General features: G+C 38.2%; 7 protein-coding genes and 8 pseudogenes. 2 read left to right on the forward strand and 13 right to left on the reverse strand.

Annotation, left to right across the window (positions count from 1 at the left end):
• Window positions 1-190: 190 nt before the first annotated feature.
• From JCM21531_RS01580 to JCM21531_RS01595, 4 genes and pseudogenes are all read right to left on the reverse strand, one after another.
• The gene (locus JCM21531_RS01580) at window positions 191-1540 is read right to left on the reverse strand and encodes an aspartate kinase (protein ID WP_038286906.1); all 1350 of its coding nucleotides are present in this window, start codon (window positions 1538-1540) and stop codon (window positions 191-193) included.
• A gap of 116 nt (window positions 1541-1656) precedes the next feature.
• Window positions 1657-2903 (reverse strand): annotated as a pseudogene (locus tag JCM21531_RS01585) (homoserine dehydrogenase).
• A gap of 12 nt (window positions 2904-2915) precedes the next feature.
• Window positions 2916-3358: pseudogene (locus JCM21531_RS01590) on the reverse strand (ACT domain-containing protein).
• Window positions 3359-3555: 197 nt separating this feature from the next.
• A pseudogene (locus tag JCM21531_RS01595) lies at window positions 3556-5074 on the reverse strand (HD domain-containing phosphohydrolase).
• A 310-nt stretch (window positions 5075-5384) separates the two neighbouring features.
• Between JCM21531_RS01595 and JCM21531_RS01600 the strand changes: the two are divergent.
• A pseudogene (locus JCM21531_RS01600) lies at window positions 5385-6472 on the forward strand (Gfo/Idh/MocA family protein).
• Between the two features lie 104 nt (window positions 6473-6576).
• On the opposite strand, the pseudogene JCM21531_RS24210 reads toward JCM21531_RS01600, so the two are convergent.
• From JCM21531_RS24210 to JCM21531_RS01645, 9 genes and pseudogenes are all read right to left on the reverse strand, one after another.
• Window positions 6577-6944, reverse strand: a pseudogene (locus JCM21531_RS24210) (response regulator).
• Between the two features lie 243 nt (window positions 6945-7187).
• On the reverse strand, window positions 7188-8687 hold the full coding sequence (thrC, locus tag JCM21531_RS01610; protein WP_038286908.1) for a threonine synthase: 1500 nt from the start codon (window positions 8685-8687) through the stop codon (window positions 7188-7190).
• Between the two features lie 250 nt (window positions 8688-8937).
• Window positions 8938-10083: a patatin-like phospholipase family protein gene (locus JCM21531_RS01615; RefSeq protein WP_038286911.1), complete on the reverse strand. Its 1146-nt coding sequence runs from the start codon at window positions 10081-10083 to the stop codon at window positions 8938-8940.
• A gap of 72 nt (window positions 10084-10155) precedes the next feature.
• Window positions 10156-11313, reverse strand: a complete 1158-nt coding sequence (locus JCM21531_RS01620; RefSeq protein ID WP_038286913.1) for a tetratricopeptide repeat protein — start codon at window positions 11311-11313, stop codon at window positions 10156-10158.
• 49 nt (window positions 11314-11362) lie between these two features.
• A complete protein-coding gene (locus JCM21531_RS01625; RefSeq protein ID WP_038286914.1) occupies window positions 11363-12649 on the reverse strand; it encodes a bifunctional folylpolyglutamate synthase/dihydrofolate synthase in 1287 nt (428 codons plus the stop codon).
• 110 nt (window positions 12650-12759) lie between these two features.
• Window positions 12760-15490 (reverse strand): annotated as a pseudogene (gene secA, locus JCM21531_RS01630) (preprotein translocase subunit SecA).
• Between the two features lie 19 nt (window positions 15491-15509).
• Window positions 15510-15985 (reverse strand): annotated as a pseudogene (locus JCM21531_RS24215) (DUF5317 domain-containing protein).
• A gap of 192 nt (window positions 15986-16177) precedes the next feature.
• Window positions 16178-16573 (reverse strand): hypothetical protein, encoded by a 396-nt coding sequence (locus JCM21531_RS01640; protein WP_038286915.1) that lies wholly within the window; start codon window positions 16571-16573, stop codon window positions 16178-16180.
• A 122-nt stretch (window positions 16574-16695) separates the two neighbouring features.
• Window positions 16696-16989 (reverse strand): YerC/YecD family TrpR-related protein, encoded by a 294-nt coding sequence (locus tag JCM21531_RS01645; RefSeq protein WP_038286917.1) that lies wholly within the window; start codon window positions 16987-16989, stop codon window positions 16696-16698.
• Between the two features lie 838 nt (window positions 16990-17827).
• Here JCM21531_RS01645 and JCM21531_RS01650 point away from each other — a divergent pair.
• Window positions 17828-19161: pseudogene (locus JCM21531_RS01650) on the forward strand (CCA tRNA nucleotidyltransferase).
• Window positions 19162-19199: the final 38 nt, after the last annotated feature.

Consider the following 19199-nt stretch of genomic DNA (forward strand, 5'->3'; position numbering starts at 1 on the left):
ACCTCACTCCTACATCAATTCATTTTATAATAATTATATCACCAGCTATTTCAAGTTTCAATTTATTAGTTTTTTCAGCTCCTAGTGCTTCCATTATTTTTATCACGGTTATTATCAATAAATTTTATAATTTTATTAATGCTAAAAAAGGACCGTGACCTCACGTCACAGCCCTTCAAACTCAGCAAGTTTAGTTAAAAAACTCATCATACAGCGCCTTTACTGCTTTAACATTATCTTCAGCCTTTATACCGAACATCATGCTTACTTCCGATGAACCTTGATTTATCATTTCTATATTTACATTTGCTTTTGCCAAAGCACTGCAAGCTCTTGCCGCAATTCCCACCGTGCTCATCATGCCTTCTCCGACAATCATAACCAGGGCACGGTCATATTCTATCTTTATGTCATCAACCTTCAATTCATCCTTTATCCTCTTGACAACACGCTCTTCCTTAACTTTATCAAGCTGCTTTTGCTCGATTATAATAGACATATTATCAATCCCGGAAGGAATATGCTCATAGGACAGTCCTTCATCTTCCAAAATACTAAGTACTTTTCTACCAAAGCCAATTTCTCTGTTCATCATGTACTTGCTTATATAAATGCTGCAAAAGCCGGTACCGCTTGCTATTCCGATAACGGGCCCATTGTCCAGTTTCCTTGTCGGCGCAATGGTAGTTCCGGGTGCAGACGGATTGTTGGTGTTTTTGATACATACAGGAATCTCCATTCTGTACACCGGCTCAAGGGTCTCTTCATGAAGCACGGAAAAACCGGAATAGGAAAGCTCCCTCATTTCTCTGTATGTAAAAGTTGAAATCGGTTTTGGATTGTCTATAATATTCGGATTCGCAGCAAAAACCGAGTCAACATCGGTAAAGTTCTCATACACATCAGCCTTTACCGCTGCAGCCAATATTGCCCCTGTTATGTCCGAACCTCCTCTTGGGAATGTAACCACATCCCCCTTCTTTGAATATCCGAAAAAGCCCGGGAAAATCATTATTTTATTTCTTTCTCTTAAAAGTTTCAAATTTTCATATGACTCCGGCAATACCCGCGCATTTCCGTATTCCTCACTCAGCAAAAGTCCCGCATCTTTGGGATTTACATACTCTGCATTAATCCCCTTGCTTATAAGATACGCAGCAACCACTTTTGCATTGTTGTCTTCTCCAGCCGCCTTCATGGTATCCATGAACTTATCCTTATCGCCGTTACTGCATTCAAGACGTTTTTTCAGGTCATCGGCAACCATTTGTGTAACATCAGAAGAAAGCTCAAGCCCTTTTACAATATCGTCAAATCTATCAATAACAGCCTGAAGTTCAGCATCAGCTTTTCCTTCTTTATAATATTTATCTGCCAAGGCAATTAAAAGGTCTGTAACCTTTGTATCTTCCTTATTGCGCTTACCCGGAGCAGAAACGACAATCAGTCTTCTGTCCTTGTCACTCAAAATAATATCACACACTTTTCTAATCTGATTCGCATCCGCCAGTGACGAACCGCCAAATTTAGCAACTTTCATAATAAAAACCTCCAATTTAAATTTATGCAAAACTTAGCTAGAAACACAAAATAATTATTCCTACTATTATTATAATTATCTAACTTTGCTTATGTTAATATACACCGGTAATAATATTAATCCAAGACTCTTATGGTATTTGCCACATGCTTTACAGCCTTATTTCCCTTAAGCGATTCAAGAGAATTGCAATGGTCTTTTTCCAAACCGCAGGCAGTAACAAATGCCACTTCATCCTTCTCACTTACATCACACGTTTTTACCCATTCAACACTTCCAAAAGTATTCTCCACCGCTTTTCTTGCCTCAAACTCATCTTCCACTTTCAGCCTTACAAAATACCTTGTCCCGGTATCTCCCAAATCAATAACATTGCCGCCGTCTTTTACAACCCAGTCATAGTTGTTGCTGGTACCCCAATGCTTCACAATTTCAATTACGTCTGCCACAACAGCACTTGCTGTAGGAAGCTTTCCTGCCCCCGGACCGTAAAACATTGCTTCTCCAATTGCATCGCCCTTTACAACAATCGCATTAAAAACATCCTCAACATTGTAAAGGGGATTGCTGCTTTTTACTATAGCAGGAGTTACCCTTGTCATAATGCCGTCCCCTATTTTTTCGCTCATAGCGACAAGTTTAATGGTTGAATCCATGCTTTCGGCATATTTCATATCCGCAAGGCTTATCTTTGTTATACCTTCCGTATGTATTTTTTATAATCAACAAATTCATTGTATGCAATGGATGAAAGTATCGCAATTTTCCTGCAGGCATCATGCCCTTCGATGTCCGCAGTAGGATCCGCTTCTGCATATCCTTTATTCTGAGCCTCTTTTAATGCCTCGTCAAAATCTTTTCCCTGCCTTTTCATCTGGGTCAATATATAGTTTGTAGTTCCATTCAGTATTCCAAATATACTGTGTATCTCATTTGCAGCAAGGCAGCGGTTCAGAGGCCTGATAATGGGAATTCCTCCTCCCACACTTGCTTCAAACAGGTAGTTTACCCCATTGTCTTTTGCAAGCTTTAAAAGCTCGGGGCCATGGGTTGCAACCAACTCCTTGTTTGAGGTTACAACACTTTTTCCTCTGCTTAAAGCCTCCTTTGTAAATTTGTATACAGCACCTATCCCTCCGATAGTCTCAACCACTATTCCTATGGACGGGTCATCGAAAATTTCCTCCGAATTCATTGTAAACAAATCACGCTCAGGACTGTCCGGAAAATTCCTTATATCCAGTATCTTTTTTACGCAAATCTCCTGACCTGCTTTCTTTGAGATGCTGACGCTGTTCTTCTTTATAATCTCCACAACTCCGGAGCCGACTACTCCATATCCCAACACTGCTATATTAATCATAAAAAACCCCCTCTATTCTCTAGCAAGTATCTCTTGTCTTTTTACGCCTTCTATACTGCTTATATCATCCAGTAAGTCTTTTATCTCCCTTATCATCTGGCCTGTCTCGATAGTAATGGTAACATCCGCCAAACCGTTTATAGGTATGTTCTGATTAATAGTTATAATGTTTGCTTTTGAATCGGCAATCCTGTTTATAATACTTGACAGGATTCCGGCATAATCTTCCACTGTAAAAAAAAGAGTTATAACCTTTCCCTGTGAAGTTTCATAAAAAGGAAAAATATAGTCTTTGTACTTATAATAAGCACTTCTGCTGATACCTACTTTACGGACAGCTTCATTTACATTTTTGATTGCTCCGCTGGACAATATCTTTTTTGCTTCAACAACCTTTAGAAAACCTCCGGCAAAACTGAAGCATCCACCAAATAATATTTTGATGCTTTTTTCATACTCCCTCCGTGTCCTTGTACGGTGAACAAGTGTATTTCTATTGTGTAATAGTATCATAACCAAAAAATAAATTCAAGAGGTTTGTTAAAAATTTAATAAACAAAAAAACACCCCACAAACGGGGTATTTTCCCATATTTGACACCACTTTCTCCAATTGCATTTTAAAAGAATCTATTATAAAGAAACATTTCTAATCAAATACCATACTCTTTTGATTTAAAGGTATCCTCTATCTCTTTTTGCATAGCGTCGTAGTCATTCAGCAATACCAAAAAACTTCTCTACCACATCGGAATCAAATTGAGTCCCGGAATTGGCTATAATCTGATTTTTCGCCTCAGCCAAATCCAGCTTAGACCTGTATTGTCTGTCGGAAGTCATAGCATCAAAGGCATCTGCTACAGATATGATTCTTGCAAGAAAAGGTATTTCATCTCCCTTAAGTCCAAAGGGATAACCGCGCCCGTCTATCCTTTCGTGATGATATTTCACTAAAGGAACTATATCCTTAAACATGGAAACCGCCGATAATATGTTAGCCCCTTTTATAGGATGCTTTTTAATCTCCGCATATTCACTTTCATTCAGCTTGTCGGTCTTAAAAAGAATGTCGTCGGCGATTCCTATTTTTCCAATATCGTGGAATATACCTGCTGTTTTGAGCTTTTCCAAGGATTCTTCGTCCAGATTGAAACTTTTGCCTATCTTAACGGCATAATATGCTACCCGGTCGGAATGTCCCCTCGTATACACATCTTTTGCATCAACTGTCAAACGTAAAACCTGTATCGCATCCAAGTACCTTTGCTTCAGCTCGTTGTACGTCCTGTCCAGTTCATCGTTTTTCATGCTTACTATTGAATGAAGGTAAACATTATTTATTGATGTTGCCGCCTGGGTTGCATATATCCTGAGAAGCTCCATTTCAACGGGAATCTTATTCGTTTCCAGGTAAACAACCCCAAGGGTCTGGATAGTGTCGCTCATAAGAGGAAGAATAATTCCATTTTCAAGATAGACCACCTGTTTCAAAGTCCTGGTACGTCCCATTTCTTCCAAAAAAGACGGTTCCAGCATTTCTATAAACTTATCCAGGCTCACATCATAAGTTCCAATTCCTTTAAACAAGCTTTCATTTTTGCCGCTCCATATAAGGTTGTCAATAATAATAAACGCATTTTTACAATGGGCAAAAGACATTATATGGCCAAGAATCTCTTCAAGTAATTCGTTTATTGACTTAAGCCGGTATATATCCGGTACTGTAACAAGAATTTTATTCAAACCGTCTTTAAAATTCTTAATGGTTCTTTTTTGATAAACTGATTTGACTGCAGATTCTATTAAAAGTATTAACTGGTCAAAATTATCCGCTTTTTCACAATATCCTTGTATATCAAGGGATTTTATTGCCTTAAGTGGAGGTGCTGCATCCTTGTAACCGGTTAAAAGCAGAATGTATATGTCTTTATTGAATTTTCTTATCTCTTCCACCACTTTGTCCCCCAGTATGGGTTGCATTAAAAAATCCAGTATCATAAGATCAAATTCTTCTTCACGGACTCTCTCAATTGCTTCAAGCGGATTATTCACTCCTTCATACTGGTATCCCAAACGCTTTATAATTACCGACAACGAATCCAATATCCCTTTTTCGTCATCAACCACGATTATCTTAATGTCCGAGGATTTTTCAAGTTTGGCTTTTCTCACACTTTACCCTCCCTCAAAGCCCAAATCCACGCTGCAGAAATTTACATACCGTAAAGCGAAACCGAGTACGTTTATGATTATGTAAATTACAAATATTTGCATGCTTCAATAAATATATCGACTTTTTCGCAAGATTTATTACAGATAATATTTACTACGATTATTGAACTTTAAACTTCATAAGTTCCAATACCCTTCGAATAAATTAGATTTATATCCGAAATAATATGATTAAGGTGCTGAAGCACTTAAATAAAAAGCAAAACAAAAGTAAAGTATCCGAGTAAAACAACACGGAGGAAGATAAAAAATGAAAAAAATTCGTCTTGCTGTAATAGGTACGGGATTGGCCTGGGAAAGGCTTCATTATCCCGCTATTAAAGAACTTGGAGATAAATATGAAATAGTTGCACTATGCAATAGGACCCGCGAAGATGCCGAAGAATTTGCAAAAAAATAAACTTAAGTATGGACAGGGTTTACGATGATTACAATGAAATGCTAAAAAGACAGGATATCGATGCAGTAGACATCCTTGTTCCTATTGAATCCAACTATTCGGTTTCGGAAGCAGTTGCAAAAACGGGCAGGGACTTTATTTGCGAAAAACCTCTTGCATCAAACAGAGAAGATGCAAAAAAATATCTGGAGCTATCAAAAAAGTACAATGTCAAGATTATGATAGCCGAAAACTACAGATACAGCGACGAAAATAATAAAATCAGGGATATAGTAAACAGCGGAAAAATCGGAGATGTGGTATATTTTATAAAGAACAACATATCCTGTTTCCCTTGCGAAATGACAAAGGATACCTTTGCTGCCACCGAATGGAGACAGCATCCCAAATTTTTCGGGGGTGCTTTTCTAGATGCTGCTTTGCATGATATTGCGGCAATGAGGCATATTTTCGGAGCGGTCGAATGTGTGCAAGCCTTCGGAAAACCGCAGTCAGAAGATTATAACCCCTATGTGTCGGTAAACACCCATATTCTCTTTAAAAACGGCGTTATAGGCTATTATACGTACTATCCGTCTGGCGTTGAGACTCAAAAGCCCGCGGTAGGTTTCAGAATCTTCGGCACCAAAGGCGAAATATACCTTGAAGATAAAACATGCGGAATAATAAATGTGTCATATCATGACGGGACTTCAGAGCATGTAAACTTTATCCCTGAAAGAGGATTCTATAATGAGCTCCTAAACTACTACAACGCTTTAAACGGCACGGAGCAAATATCTGTAACCCCTGAGATGGAGTACGGGGATGTCAAAATGGTATTTGACATTTTGGATTCCATATCCTTTAAGGAGATTATATATGTGGACGAAGAAGCACCAAAAAGACAGTTGGAGTTTATAGATGATGATGTAAAGATACATCCTTTTATACAGTAAAAGTTATTAAAATTTCATTTCGCTCCAAGAGGCTAAAAAATGGGCGCATTTTTGATTATATATATAAATGCGCCCATGAATTTTCGGTACTAGTCATCCTTCACTTATGTATGTATATACTGTTTAAGGCCATTTTCCACATCCTTTCGGCTAAAGGGCTTCGGAATATAACCTACCGCCCCATGTTTTATGGCCTGCCGTATTACCTTCTCAGAGGTCACTGCCGACACCATTATTATTTTACTGTCGCAGCTCACCTGTAAAATTTTCTTGATTGCCTCAAGCCCATCCATACCGGGCATTGAAACATCAAGGTAACAACCTCAGGCTGCATTTCTCTGGCTTTGTCAACAGCTTCATAACCGTCCTGGGCAAACTCAATATTGCTATACCCAATATCCATCAGGGTATTGCCCAAAAGTTTCCTCATAAAAAAGGCGTCATCAACAACTAGTATTTTTGTCTTCTGCATCCTGCACAACACCTCTATTCTTTCTTTTCTTTTTATTTATATTTATATATATTTTTTTTATATATTCTTAAAAAACAATCTTTATTAATTCCCTCTAAATATTAATCTATGAAAGAGGAGGTGTAATTGATTGAGATTTTAGAAAAAAACACGAAATGCCATGCTACGATTACTTTACAGTATAAATGAAATCTTGATTGGATTCGGGTTTCGCCTTTTGGTGAAACGAAATATAATCAATTTTTACAGACCGAGAATTCCTTCAACCTGCTGTTTCATATCGGATTTGCTACAAACCTGCTTGTGGAGAACAGGCTTCTTATCCAGATCTTTCAATCCTTCCGGTATCTTAAGCTTGCACTCCTTCGATAGAATCTCAAGAAGTTCAAATTCCGTCCTGCCCTTTAATGTTTCATCCCCCAAAATTGCCTTTACTACACTCTCGTTAAACTTAAAGGGGCTTGCCGTCGATGCAATAACCGTCTTTGTCATATCACCGGTTGAAATTACATATTTATCGTACACATCAACACCTACAGCTGTATGGGTGTCAATGACATATCCGTATTCCTTATATATTGCTTCTATGGTCTTTAATGTCTCGACCTCACTTGAATATCCACCCCAGAAAACTTCCGATATCCTTTTCTTCACTGCATAATCAACACTATACTTTCCGGTTTCTTTCAAGCTGTTCATCCAATTGTTTATCGGCAAAGGATCGTGCCCGGTTAACTCAAAGAGGAGTCTTTCGAGATTACTTGATATCAATATATCCATAGACGGTGAAATGGTCTTCTTAAACTCCCTGTTCTTGTCATATACTCCCGTATTGATAAAATCGGTCAAAACATTGTTGTCGTTGGAAGCACAAATGAGCCTGTTTACAGGAAGCCCCATCTGCATAGCATAGAAAGCTGCAAGAATATTTCCGAAGTTTCCTGTCGGTACAACAAAGTTAACCTTGTCTCCTTTTTTTATTTCACCGTTCTTTAACATATCCGCATATGCAGAAAAATAATATACTATCTGAGGCACAAGTCTTCCCCAGTTGATGGAATTGGCCGATGAAAATTTAAAATTCCCCAGAGCCATTTTCTGCATAAGGCTTTCATCGGTAAAAATCGCTTTTACACCGCTTTGAGCATCGTCAAAATTTCCTTCCACTCCTATGGAGTAAACATTTTTTCCCTCCTGGGTAACCATTTGCATCTTCTGAACCTGACTCACACCGTCTTGAGGATAAAACACAATTATTCTTGTGCCTTCAACATCCCTAAACCCTTCCAAAGCGGCTTTTCCGGTATCTCCGGAAGTTGCAACCAAAATTACGATTTCACTGGTCTCTCCGGTCTTTCTGACTGCCTTCACAAGGAAGTGAGGCAGGATTTGAAGAGCCATGTCCTTGAACGCACATGTAGGTCCATGCCACAACTCCAAAATGTTAACGTTTTCATTGAGTTGGACCAATGGCGCTATTCTTTTGTCATCGAACTTTTCATCGGTATAAGCACTGTAAACGCAATCCGCTATTTCTTCATCGGAATAATCTGTAAGAAAGTGCTTCAATATATATAACGCCCTTTCCTGATAACTCATATCAGCCATGGCGCTTATTTCACTATCGGTAAGACTTATTTTTTCTTCGGGAACAAACAATCCGCCGTCAGGCGCTATACCTCTCTTTATTGCCTCAGCAGATAATACGGACTTTAATCCCCCTCGTGTACTTTCATAATACATTTTATTTCCTCCCATATATTGTAGATCGTCAATATTCTAAATTGTATAAAGCAATTCTATCATTGTAATAACAAAGCTAAATACGTGTGGAATCACAATACAAATGATAAACCAAGCCGGTAACTTATTTATAAACCCCAAGATATATGCATTATTAAACGGTTCTGCAGGTTGTTCACTAATTTTAATAATATAATAAATTTGAAAAAAAATAAAGAATATTTTCTACAAATCTTTAAAATAACTATAATCAACTATGCAATCCCAAAATCCTTCTTAGGACACAAAATAAGCCGCATCTTTGCATGTATTTTGGCCGGAAAACCCTTTGAAATGTATAAAGTGCAGCCAACCTTCCGGCATCAATCAGATATTTTTTCTCCTTGTCGCTAAGTTCAAAATCCAAAAAAGAAATGTCCCCTGTATATATTCTTACAAGATAGCTGTTTTTGTAGTGCTTTATGTCAGGGACTCCGAAATCATGTACAGTAGATATAAGTCCTTTTAGTATGTTAAAAGGAGTCATAACATTAATCAATTTTTCCTTTCCCTTTAACTCGCAGGCAATCAACGGAATTGACATGGAAGGTTGGATAAGCCATATGGGTAAATTGTCCAATACTCCGCCGTCAATCAAGTAATGCTTTTTTATACTGCTGCCATCCTTTTTTAAGACTTCCACCGGCTTAAAAGCAAAGGGAACACTTGTGCTCATTCTCACAGCTTTTGCGACTTCAAGCCGGTCCGGGTCAATGCCGTAATAGGAAATATCATCCGGAAGAACCACAATCCTCCCGCGGTTTGCATCCACTGCCGTCATTCTGACCTTGTACCCGTTGGGATTTGACCAGTCGGGTTTGCCCAATCTCAAATCCGCAAAGGTTTTTATGCCTCTTTTTCTCAGTATTTTATATACCCATTCTTCAAGATAGTCTCCGTCAAAGAGGCTCCCTTGTTTACTGTAGGTTACAATATTCTTTAAAAGGTCCCTTCTGTACCCGGTAAATTCCTCATCTGTTTCAAAAAATCTATAATTCTTTGCTGAATTATTATCACTTTCTGCCCAACGCATATTTAGAAAGGTTTTAAAGCTTTTATCCCTCTGAAACGTATTTCTGGAAGTATATTCCATATATTTTTTAACCGCCGGTATTTCCCGGGAAATATCCCTTAGCTTTATTTTTTCAAAATCAAAATCATACAGAATTCTTCTTAATTCTACAGAATTGTATCCGGCACCGATAAAAGCACCTACCAAGGCTCCTACAGATACCCCGGCAATATTTTTGAAATAGAGACTTTTCTCTTCTGCCACTTCATACATTCCTATATATGCAATGCCCCGTACTCCTCCGCCTCCCAATACAAGATTTGCCAGCCTTATGTCTTCATTCATGCTAGATTTGCCTTTCAAAGGAATATAACTATGTTATATATATTATTTAAAATCAATAAATATTAACCGTCTTTACTGCTGGCTGCTCCGTATAAAATTTATACGGTCGTTTGAGTATCCTGCATAGGAAGTTGCAGGATATTTGCTGACTACTTCCTGGAATATTTCCAAAGCCTTTGTGTTGTTATTTAGTTCCTGATAGCACACTCCAAGATAATATAGATTATTTACCGCATATCTCCAATTATCACTATAAGAGCGAGACCTTTCAAATTTCTCAACAGCTTCCTGATAATTCTTTCTATTGTACAATTCCCTTCCTTGATTATACTCATTTTGAGCAGCTTTAGGCATAACATCCTGAGACAACTTGTCGAACTTTTCCTTTTCTACCCCTGTAAAGTTGGTGTTTTTCAATAGCAATATCAGATCCGCCGCTTCGCGATATTGGTTTTGAGAAGCATGTTTCTCAATTTGAAGGAGTTTTGAAGCGTTCATATAATAGTCAACCTGTTTTTTCACCTCTTCAAATGTACCGTTTAATCCCTGATATTTTTCATTTAATTCATTGTACTTTCGCTCGATTTCATCCCTTTGTTCAATAAGATCATTGTATTGTGCCGTTAATTGATTTAGTTGCTCATTATTTTCCTCCCTAAAATAATACTTGTAACTTAGGAGGAAAACCAGCAGAGCACCGATTAAAAGTCCTATAAACAATCTTGCCGTATCCATGGGCTTGTATTCCCAAATTTTCAACAGTTTCTTAAGAGAAAAAGAGGTGGTGCTTCTATTTACAATTCCTTCCGAAAGCTGATTTGCCCCTCTGCTCCTTCCTCTTTTTTCCTTTGCCTTTCTGCTCTTTTCCTTTTTATTTGCAATAGGTTCATAACTAGAGTCAATTTCCTTTAAATATTTTATTGCCATTACACTGTTCTTTTCAGCATCTATAACCTTTTGAAAAGTCTCTGCAGCTTTATCGTTCTCTCCGATATACATATAAAATATACCTAATAAATTCATTGCTTCATGAAAATCAGGATTTAAAGAAATAGCTTTCTTAAGCTCTATTATGGCAATATCCTCGCTTTTTGCACGAAAATCCTCTAAAGCTTTATTATAAAGCTGTATAGAGTTTTTAATATTATCAGGCATGTTCGGGTTGGTCTCGGATAACCTATCCAAATCAATCATTGAATAATTTTGAAGCTCATTTTTAAAATCCATCATAAAATTAACCCCCGCATTAATTTTTATGCTTTATAACTTGCCCAATCCACTATTCGAGGCTTAATAACATGCTTCGCACTTCACCAATATAATATAGCGAGCCAAAGGCACAAATCAGTCCGTCCTTTGGAGTAATCTTGAGACTTTTTTCCACTGCATTTACAATTGTATCACTAATTAATACATTTTTACAATAGCCTTCCAGACTTTGTGCCAGCTCTTTGGCAGGTAAACCTCTATCGTTATTGGGTGTCACAGTAATTATATCCTCTGCAAGAGGTGCACATACCTCAATTATTGACTTATAATCCTTATCTTTTAAAACACCCATAATAAATACTATTTTTTTGCAGGGAAAATATGTTTTCAAAAACCTTGAAAGAGTTTGGGCTCCTTCAAGATTGTGAGTCCCATCAATTAAAAATATCGGTTCTTTTCTAAGAATTTCAAGCCTTCCCGGCCATTTTGCAAAAGCCAGTCCTTTTCTTATCGAATCCTCGCAAATTCTGTCATAGCCTTTTTGTTCCAAAATCAAAGCCGCTTCGAGAGCCACTACAGCATTTTTTACCTGATGCTCTCCTAAAAGTCCTATCTTTAAAGACTTAAACCGCCCATAGTCAAACTCCTGTCCCTCTATCGAAACGTTTTTCATGTTTATAGACTCAAAAGACATTCTGTGGAGCCGGGCATCTTTTTTGCGGCAGATATCTTCAAAAACTCTGCCGGCTTCCGGCACTTGAGGATACAGAACTACATCGGTGCCGTCTTTTATAATTCCAGCCTTCTCAAAAGCTATTTTATCCAGCGTGTCTCCCAACTGCGCCATATGGTCATAACTTATTGTGGTTATAACTGCCGTCAAAGGAGCATCTATTATATTGGTAGAATCAAACCTGCCTCCAAGCCCTACCTCCAGAACAACAATGTCGCAGTTTTTTTCATAAAAATATTGAAAAGCAATTGCCGTTACTATTTCAAATTCGGTAGGATGATTTCCTCCTTCTAAAATCATCAGCTCAACCTTTTCCTTTACATAACGGGTGATTCTTGCCAAATCTTCCTTTGAAATTTCATCATTGTTAACTTTAATCCTTTCTGTAAAACGTTCAATATACGGCGAGGTATATATGCCAACTTTATAGCCCGACTCTTTTAATATACTGCTGATGAATGCAACTGTTGAGCCTTTTCCGTTCGTCCCGGCAACATGTACGTATTTAAGTTTCTTGTGAGGATTGTCCATCAGCTCAAGTAGTTTCCGAATGTTGTCAAGACCGAGCTTAATTCCAAATTTATAGGTCCCATGGATATATTCCAACGCCTGTTCATAGTTCATAATTTGCTCCTCCATTTAAAATTTATACCTCTCGCCGCTAAAGCTTTGCAAAAAGGGGTTTATGCCTTTTTTGCAAAACCCCTTTTGCCTTGCTTCTCTAAAAGTTAAGACTAATCATCAATTCCGCAACATTTTTTGTATTTTTTTCCGCTGCCGCATGGACAAGGCTCGTTTCGTCCAATCTTGCTTTTCCTTACCACAGGCTTTTTCACATCTACTCCGTGAGAGGCTGTTACCGGTTCTGCCACCTTCTCACGCTGCGGCATGCGGTTGCGGTCAATATGCGTATTGAGTATTATTCTTACCACATCCGATTGAATATTTCTGTTCATTTCCTCAAACATCTCAAAGCTTTCAAACTTATACTCTATGACAGGGTCTTTCTGTCCATAGGCTCTAAGCCTTACCCCATGCTGCAGTTGTTCCATGTCGTCAATATGATCCATCCATTTCTGGTCCACCACTCTCAAGAGAACAACTCTTTCCAGCTCCCTTATAAGCTCTGTGCCGAACTCCTGTTCTTTTTCCTCATATCTTTTGAGCATGCTGTCGAGTATTTTTTCTCTAAGCTTCTCTTTATTAAGATCTTCCATCTCTTCTCTGGAGAAGTTCAAGGTTCCTTCCGGAACATAAGCCTTCTCAGTATAAGAGATTATGCCTTCCCAATCCCAGAAATCCGGATGGGGGTTTTCACTGCAGAACAGATTTACAATATTGTCTGCTATACCCTGCATCATCTTTATGATGCTTTCCTTAATGTTTTCACCGTTTAATTACTTTTCTTCTCTGAGATAGATAATTTCCCTCTGTTTGTTCATAACATCATCGTACTCGAGGACATTCTTTCTTATGGCAAAGTTCTTGCCTTCCACTCTCTTTTGCGCGTTTTCAATAGCGCCGGTCAGCATCTTATGCTCAATAGGCTGATCCTCTTCCAAGCCCAGAGCCTCTACCATTCCCATGAGTCTGTCCGAACCGAACAGACGCATAAGGTCGTCTTCCAGGGATATATAGAATCTTGATTCTCCAGGGTCTCCCTGACGTCCCGCACGTCCCCTAAGCTGATTGTCTATACGCCTTGATTCGTGTCTCTCGGTACCTATAATAAACAATCCGCCTGCTTCAACAACCTTTTCCCTTTCAGCATCGGTAATTTTCTTAAATCCATTATAAAGCTCGCGGAATACTTTTCTCGCTTCAATAATATCCAAATCATCGGTTTCATTGAATCCTGTAGCCTGATTGATAATATCTTCACTAAAACCTTTCTTTCTCATTTCCTGTTTAGCCATGAACTCAGGATTACCGCCCAACAAAATATCGGTACCGCGGCCGGCCATGTTGGTGGCAATGGTAACAGCCCCCAGTTTTCCGGCTTGGGCAATTATTTCAGCTTCCTTCTCATGGTATTTGGCATTCAGCACCTGATGAGTAATACCCCGTCTTTTAAGCATGGAACTCAAAAGCTCGGATTTTTCAATGGATATGGTACCTATCAGCACCGGCTGGCCTTTTTGGTTGCACTCAACTACTTGATTTATGACAGCATTAAACTTACCCCTCTCATTTTTGTATACGCTGTCAGGATGGTCTGTTCTCACTACCGGCAGGTTTGTAGGTATTACAATAACATCCATGTTATAGATGCTGCGAAATTCCTGTTCTTCAGTCTGAGCCGTACCTGTCATACCGGACAGCTTATTATACATTCTGAAGTAATTCTGGAATGTAATGCTGGCCAAGGTTTTGCTTTCTCTTTCAACCTTTACCCCTTCTTTTGCCTCAATAGCCTGATGAAGACCGTTGCTGTATCTTCTTCCGTACATCAGACGTCCGGTAAACTCATCTACGATAATTACCTGATCGTCTTTTACTACATAGTCCCTGTCCCTCTTCATGAGCCATGGCTCTCAACGCCTGGTTTATATGATGGGATATGGTCATATTGTCCGGATCCGAAAGATTTTCAACACCAAAAAACTCTTCTGCCTTTTTCACTCCACTGGCTGTCAAAGTTGCCGTATTGGCCTTTTCATCCACAATATAATCGGCCTCAATATCATCTGTCTGTTCTTTGTCGTCCAGCTCCGTAAACACTTTTACTTTAAGCCTTCTTGCAAAGGCATCGGCCCTGGAATAAAGGTCTGTGGATTTGTCCCCGACTCCGGAGATAATAAGAGGTGTCCTGGCCTCATCCACCAAAATACTGTCAACCTCATCCACGATGGCAAAGTGAAGATCCCTTTGCACCATATCTTCTTTGTAAATAACCATGTTGTCCCTTAGGTAATCAAAGCCGAATTCATTGTTGGTCCCATAGGTAATATCGCAGCTATAGGCTCTTCTTCTTTGTTCATTGGTAAGTCCGTGAACAATAAGTCCTACACTTAATCCCAAAAAGTTATACAGCTTTCCCATCCATTCACTGTCACGGGTTGCCAGATAATCATTTACGGTAACAACATGCACGCCTTTTCCTTCAAGGGCATTCAGATATACCGGCAAAGTCGCAACCAGGGTCTTACCTTCACCGGTTTTCATTTCCGCTATTCTTCCCTGATGAAGTACAATTCCTCCGATAAGCTGGACTCTAAAATGCCTCATCCCCAAAACTCTCTTTGAAGCTTCCCTCACCACTGCAAAAGCTTCCGGAAGAATATCATCCAAAGTTTCTCCTTGACTTAGCCTATTTTTAAACTCAGGTGTCTTGGCTTTGAGCTGTTCGTCGCTCAGTGCCTGAATTTCCGGTTCCAACTCTTCTATTTTATCAACAATAGGCTTAATCCTTTTAAGCTCTCTATCGCTATAACTTCCAAATATCTTTTCGAATACTTTAAGCATATAAAAACCTCCAGATATATTATTTTTCATTTTTCTTTTTTAATGCCATCAACGGATACGTAAACAACTCAAAGATGAATATAAACAATCCCAATGCCACAACCAGATCTCCGATACTTACTACTCCCATTCCTTTTCCGATAAACCCGGGCAGGTATATAACATCGGCTAAAAATTTAAGCTTTGTGGTGCTGCTTATAACTACATGCTTGTTGTCAGCGCCGGACAAAATCATTTCAGTTACTTCCTTAACACCGGCCTTTTGCATTGCCTCAAGCTCACTGGCATCCTTCCGCCGTTTATAAGCATTACCAATGCATTCATGGACGCTCCAAGACCGACAAAACACAGGCCGAGATACTCTCTATTGAACCAGAAACAGAGAAACAATAAAATAAATACCAAAGTCTGAATAATAAAGCTGTATTTTACGGCACTCTCCACCCCGCAAACTCCCAAAAGCCTTGTTACAGTCTGCAGGACAAAGGCAACCACTGCCAGCCACGTCTTGCGAAGTTTGATATCAAAAAACCACAAGACTTTCCTTCCATTCCTTGGACTGCCAGCGCTAAAATAAAGGCTAGAAGCATGACAGTTAGATAAAGCAAGCTACCACCCCACATAAACACTATTAAAATGTCCTCTTTAAAATCTCAAGAAAAGTACCCTTATCCGACGATATGAGTTCTAAACACAAGGAGGAGACAAATCCGACATATAAAGACTTATATCCTCGTCAACACAAAAATAGAGACTATTCGCTTCCATCCATTGTATTGAGGGAATATATAAAAAGGCATTATAATCGTATTCACTGCTAAAAAGCACAAAACTATATTTGGTTTTTTCGTCATCTTCCGAACTGTCCGAATAAGTTATGCAACAAGCACCGGGATAAAGCAAATCACTGCCCCCGGTATCTTCAAGAGCAACCTCTTCGGGCATATTGCCTTCCAATATAATAAGATCCGGATCTATCCCGTCATATTGATAAAGATCAATCAGATATCCGGCTATATTTACTGTTCCGTCCGAAGTCAACGCCGACAAAATCAGCAAGCTGATAAAAAGCCTTCTGAACATTTTTACCTTCCTCTATATTTCTTTTAATATATCTATTATTGCAATAATGTAATAATATCCGATTTTAAAAGCATAATCAACCGTATTGTAAAATGCAGCTTTTTCCATTTAAGCAAATGCCCTTATTTTTTATTGTACATCCTGTCAAGAATGGTCTTATAACCATCCGCACCGTAATTTAACGCCCTGTTTATCCTGCTTATTGTGGCAGTGCTCGCTCCAGTCCTTTCACTTATCTCCGTATATGTTTTGCCCTCCCTAAGCATCCTTGCAACTTCAAGCCTCTGGGCAAGAGCCTTTATTTCAGAAATAGTGCAAATATCCTCAAAAAAATCATAACACTCTTCTATATTATCAAGGAGCAGAATGGCCTCAAAAAGCTTATCCGTCAATTCATCTCTGATTTTAGAGTTCATAAACCGCCTCAACTCCTGTTAAATTCTAAAAAAACAAATTCCTTTGAGATTACAATATCAGCTTTTTCAAAAACAGTCAAGAACCTTGCTGATACGTTAACCTTTTTATTTTTAACATAAATTTAATAATTCTGTAACACAAATGAAAAAAACTATAGAACTCAGCATGAATATATGCTATAATTAAATTGAGATTCTTGATACTCTTATTTCCTCATTATAAATGAGGTTTTTTTTTGCAGGGTCTTTACGTTCTTTCAAAGACGTTTATTGGTGGATTTTTCTTCGTTTATCCTGCTGTTTCACAATTCCTATCGTAATTTTAAAGATTTTTGAGTTTTCAATAAATTTTTTAAACTTTTGTTTATTATACTACCCAATAGTTTCCTTTTTCTAACTAAAAAATCAACTATCTGTGACATTTCCTAAATTAACATAATTTCGTTTTGATGCTTTTTTGTTAAATATTTTGTCGAATTTTGTGATTTTCTCACGTTGTGTTTCATCTTTTATCAATTTGATGTATATTGATTATAGTAATTTTATTAAAAGTTACTCCCCTAAATCCCGTTGCATTCTCCCTTCTCTCATTGGAATGCACGGGGTCTTTTTTTAATTATTGGACCAAATAACGCAATCTTAAAATCTTTAGTCAACTATTTTCGTATACATCGGTTACCAAAATATGTATTTCAAGAAACAAAAAAATGAATACCATATAAATATCCCGTGAAAAAATATTTATATGTTTTACGATATCCGAAGTCAATGAAAATGCTTATTGCAAAATATATAGTATAATAATTACATATAAGATTTTTCACACGAGGAGAAAGCAATGAACAGTAAAAGTGAAATCAATATGCCTAAAGATGTGGAATATATTATTGATACCCTCAACAAAAAAGGGTTTAAAGCTTATATAGTGGGAGGCTGTGTCCGGGATGTCCTTTTAGGTAAACAACCCTCGGACTGGGATATCGCTACCGATGCACAGCCTGAAGATGTAAAGCTCATGTTCGGCAAAATCATTGAGACAGGCATTAAACACGGAACGGTTACTGCGGTCATAAACGGCTGCAATTATGAAATTACCTCTTTCAGAGCACCATCGTCCGTCAAAACTGCTACTATTAAGGAGGACCTGGGGTTTAGGGATTTTACAATAAATGCAATAGCTTATCATCCAAAAGAGGGTATAATTGACCCTTTTTCAGGTATACAGGATATGAAAAGATCCATCATACGTGCTGTAGTCTCTGCCGAAGACCGGTTTCGTGAAGACCCCCTAAGGATGTTGAGAGCAATACGCTTAAACTCAACACTAGGGTTTGAAATTGATAGCGCGGTTCTTTTGACCATAAAAGAAAACTGCCGATTGATACAAAGAATAAGCCGGAGAGAATCCGGGATGAACTGTCAAAAATATTGACCTCTGAAAGACCCAAGAATTTTCTGATTTTGAAAGAAACAGGCCTTCTTAGGTATGTACTTCCGGAGTTTGAAAGATGCTTCAAGACGGAGCAAAATCATCCCTATCATGTTTATAACGTGGGAATGCATATTTTAGAAACAGTATCAAATGTTGAAAACAGCTCTGTCTTAAGATGGACCATGCTTTTTCACGATATAGGAAAGCCCGTTGTCAAAACCACCGACCAAAACGGAATTGACCATTTTTACGGCCATCCGGAAGAAAGCATGCATATTGCAGAGAAAATTATGAAGAGGCTTAAGTTTGACAACAAGACCATAAACAAAATTCTAAGGCTTGTAAAGCATCACGACCGGCGTATAGAGCCGCATTACAAGTCGGTACGAAAAGCTGTAAGCGCTGTGGGCAAAGAGATTTTTTTAGACCTTTTAAAGGTTCAGGAAGCAGATAAAAAGGGACAAAACCCCAAGTTTCTGGATGAAAGACTTGACGCACTGAAAAAAATAAGGGAAATCTTTTTTAATCTTGAGAAAGAAGGACAAATCCTAAGCCTAAAGGACCTTGCCCTAAACGGAGACGACCTTATTGCAATGGGTTTTGAACAGAGCAAAGAAATAGGAATAATTCTAAGAGAACTCTATAATATCGTAATTGACAATCCTGAAATGAACACAAGGGAAAAACTGATTGAAACCGTTGGAAATATAAAAACAAAGGTTATAAAACATAGAAATTGATATATATGAACCGGCATTTTGAAAATTAAAATTTCAGT

It is taken from the genome of Acetivibrio straminisolvens JCM 21531, assembly GCF_000521465.1.
Lineage (GTDB): Bacteria > Bacillota > Clostridia > Acetivibrionales > Acetivibrionaceae > Hungateiclostridium > Hungateiclostridium straminisolvens.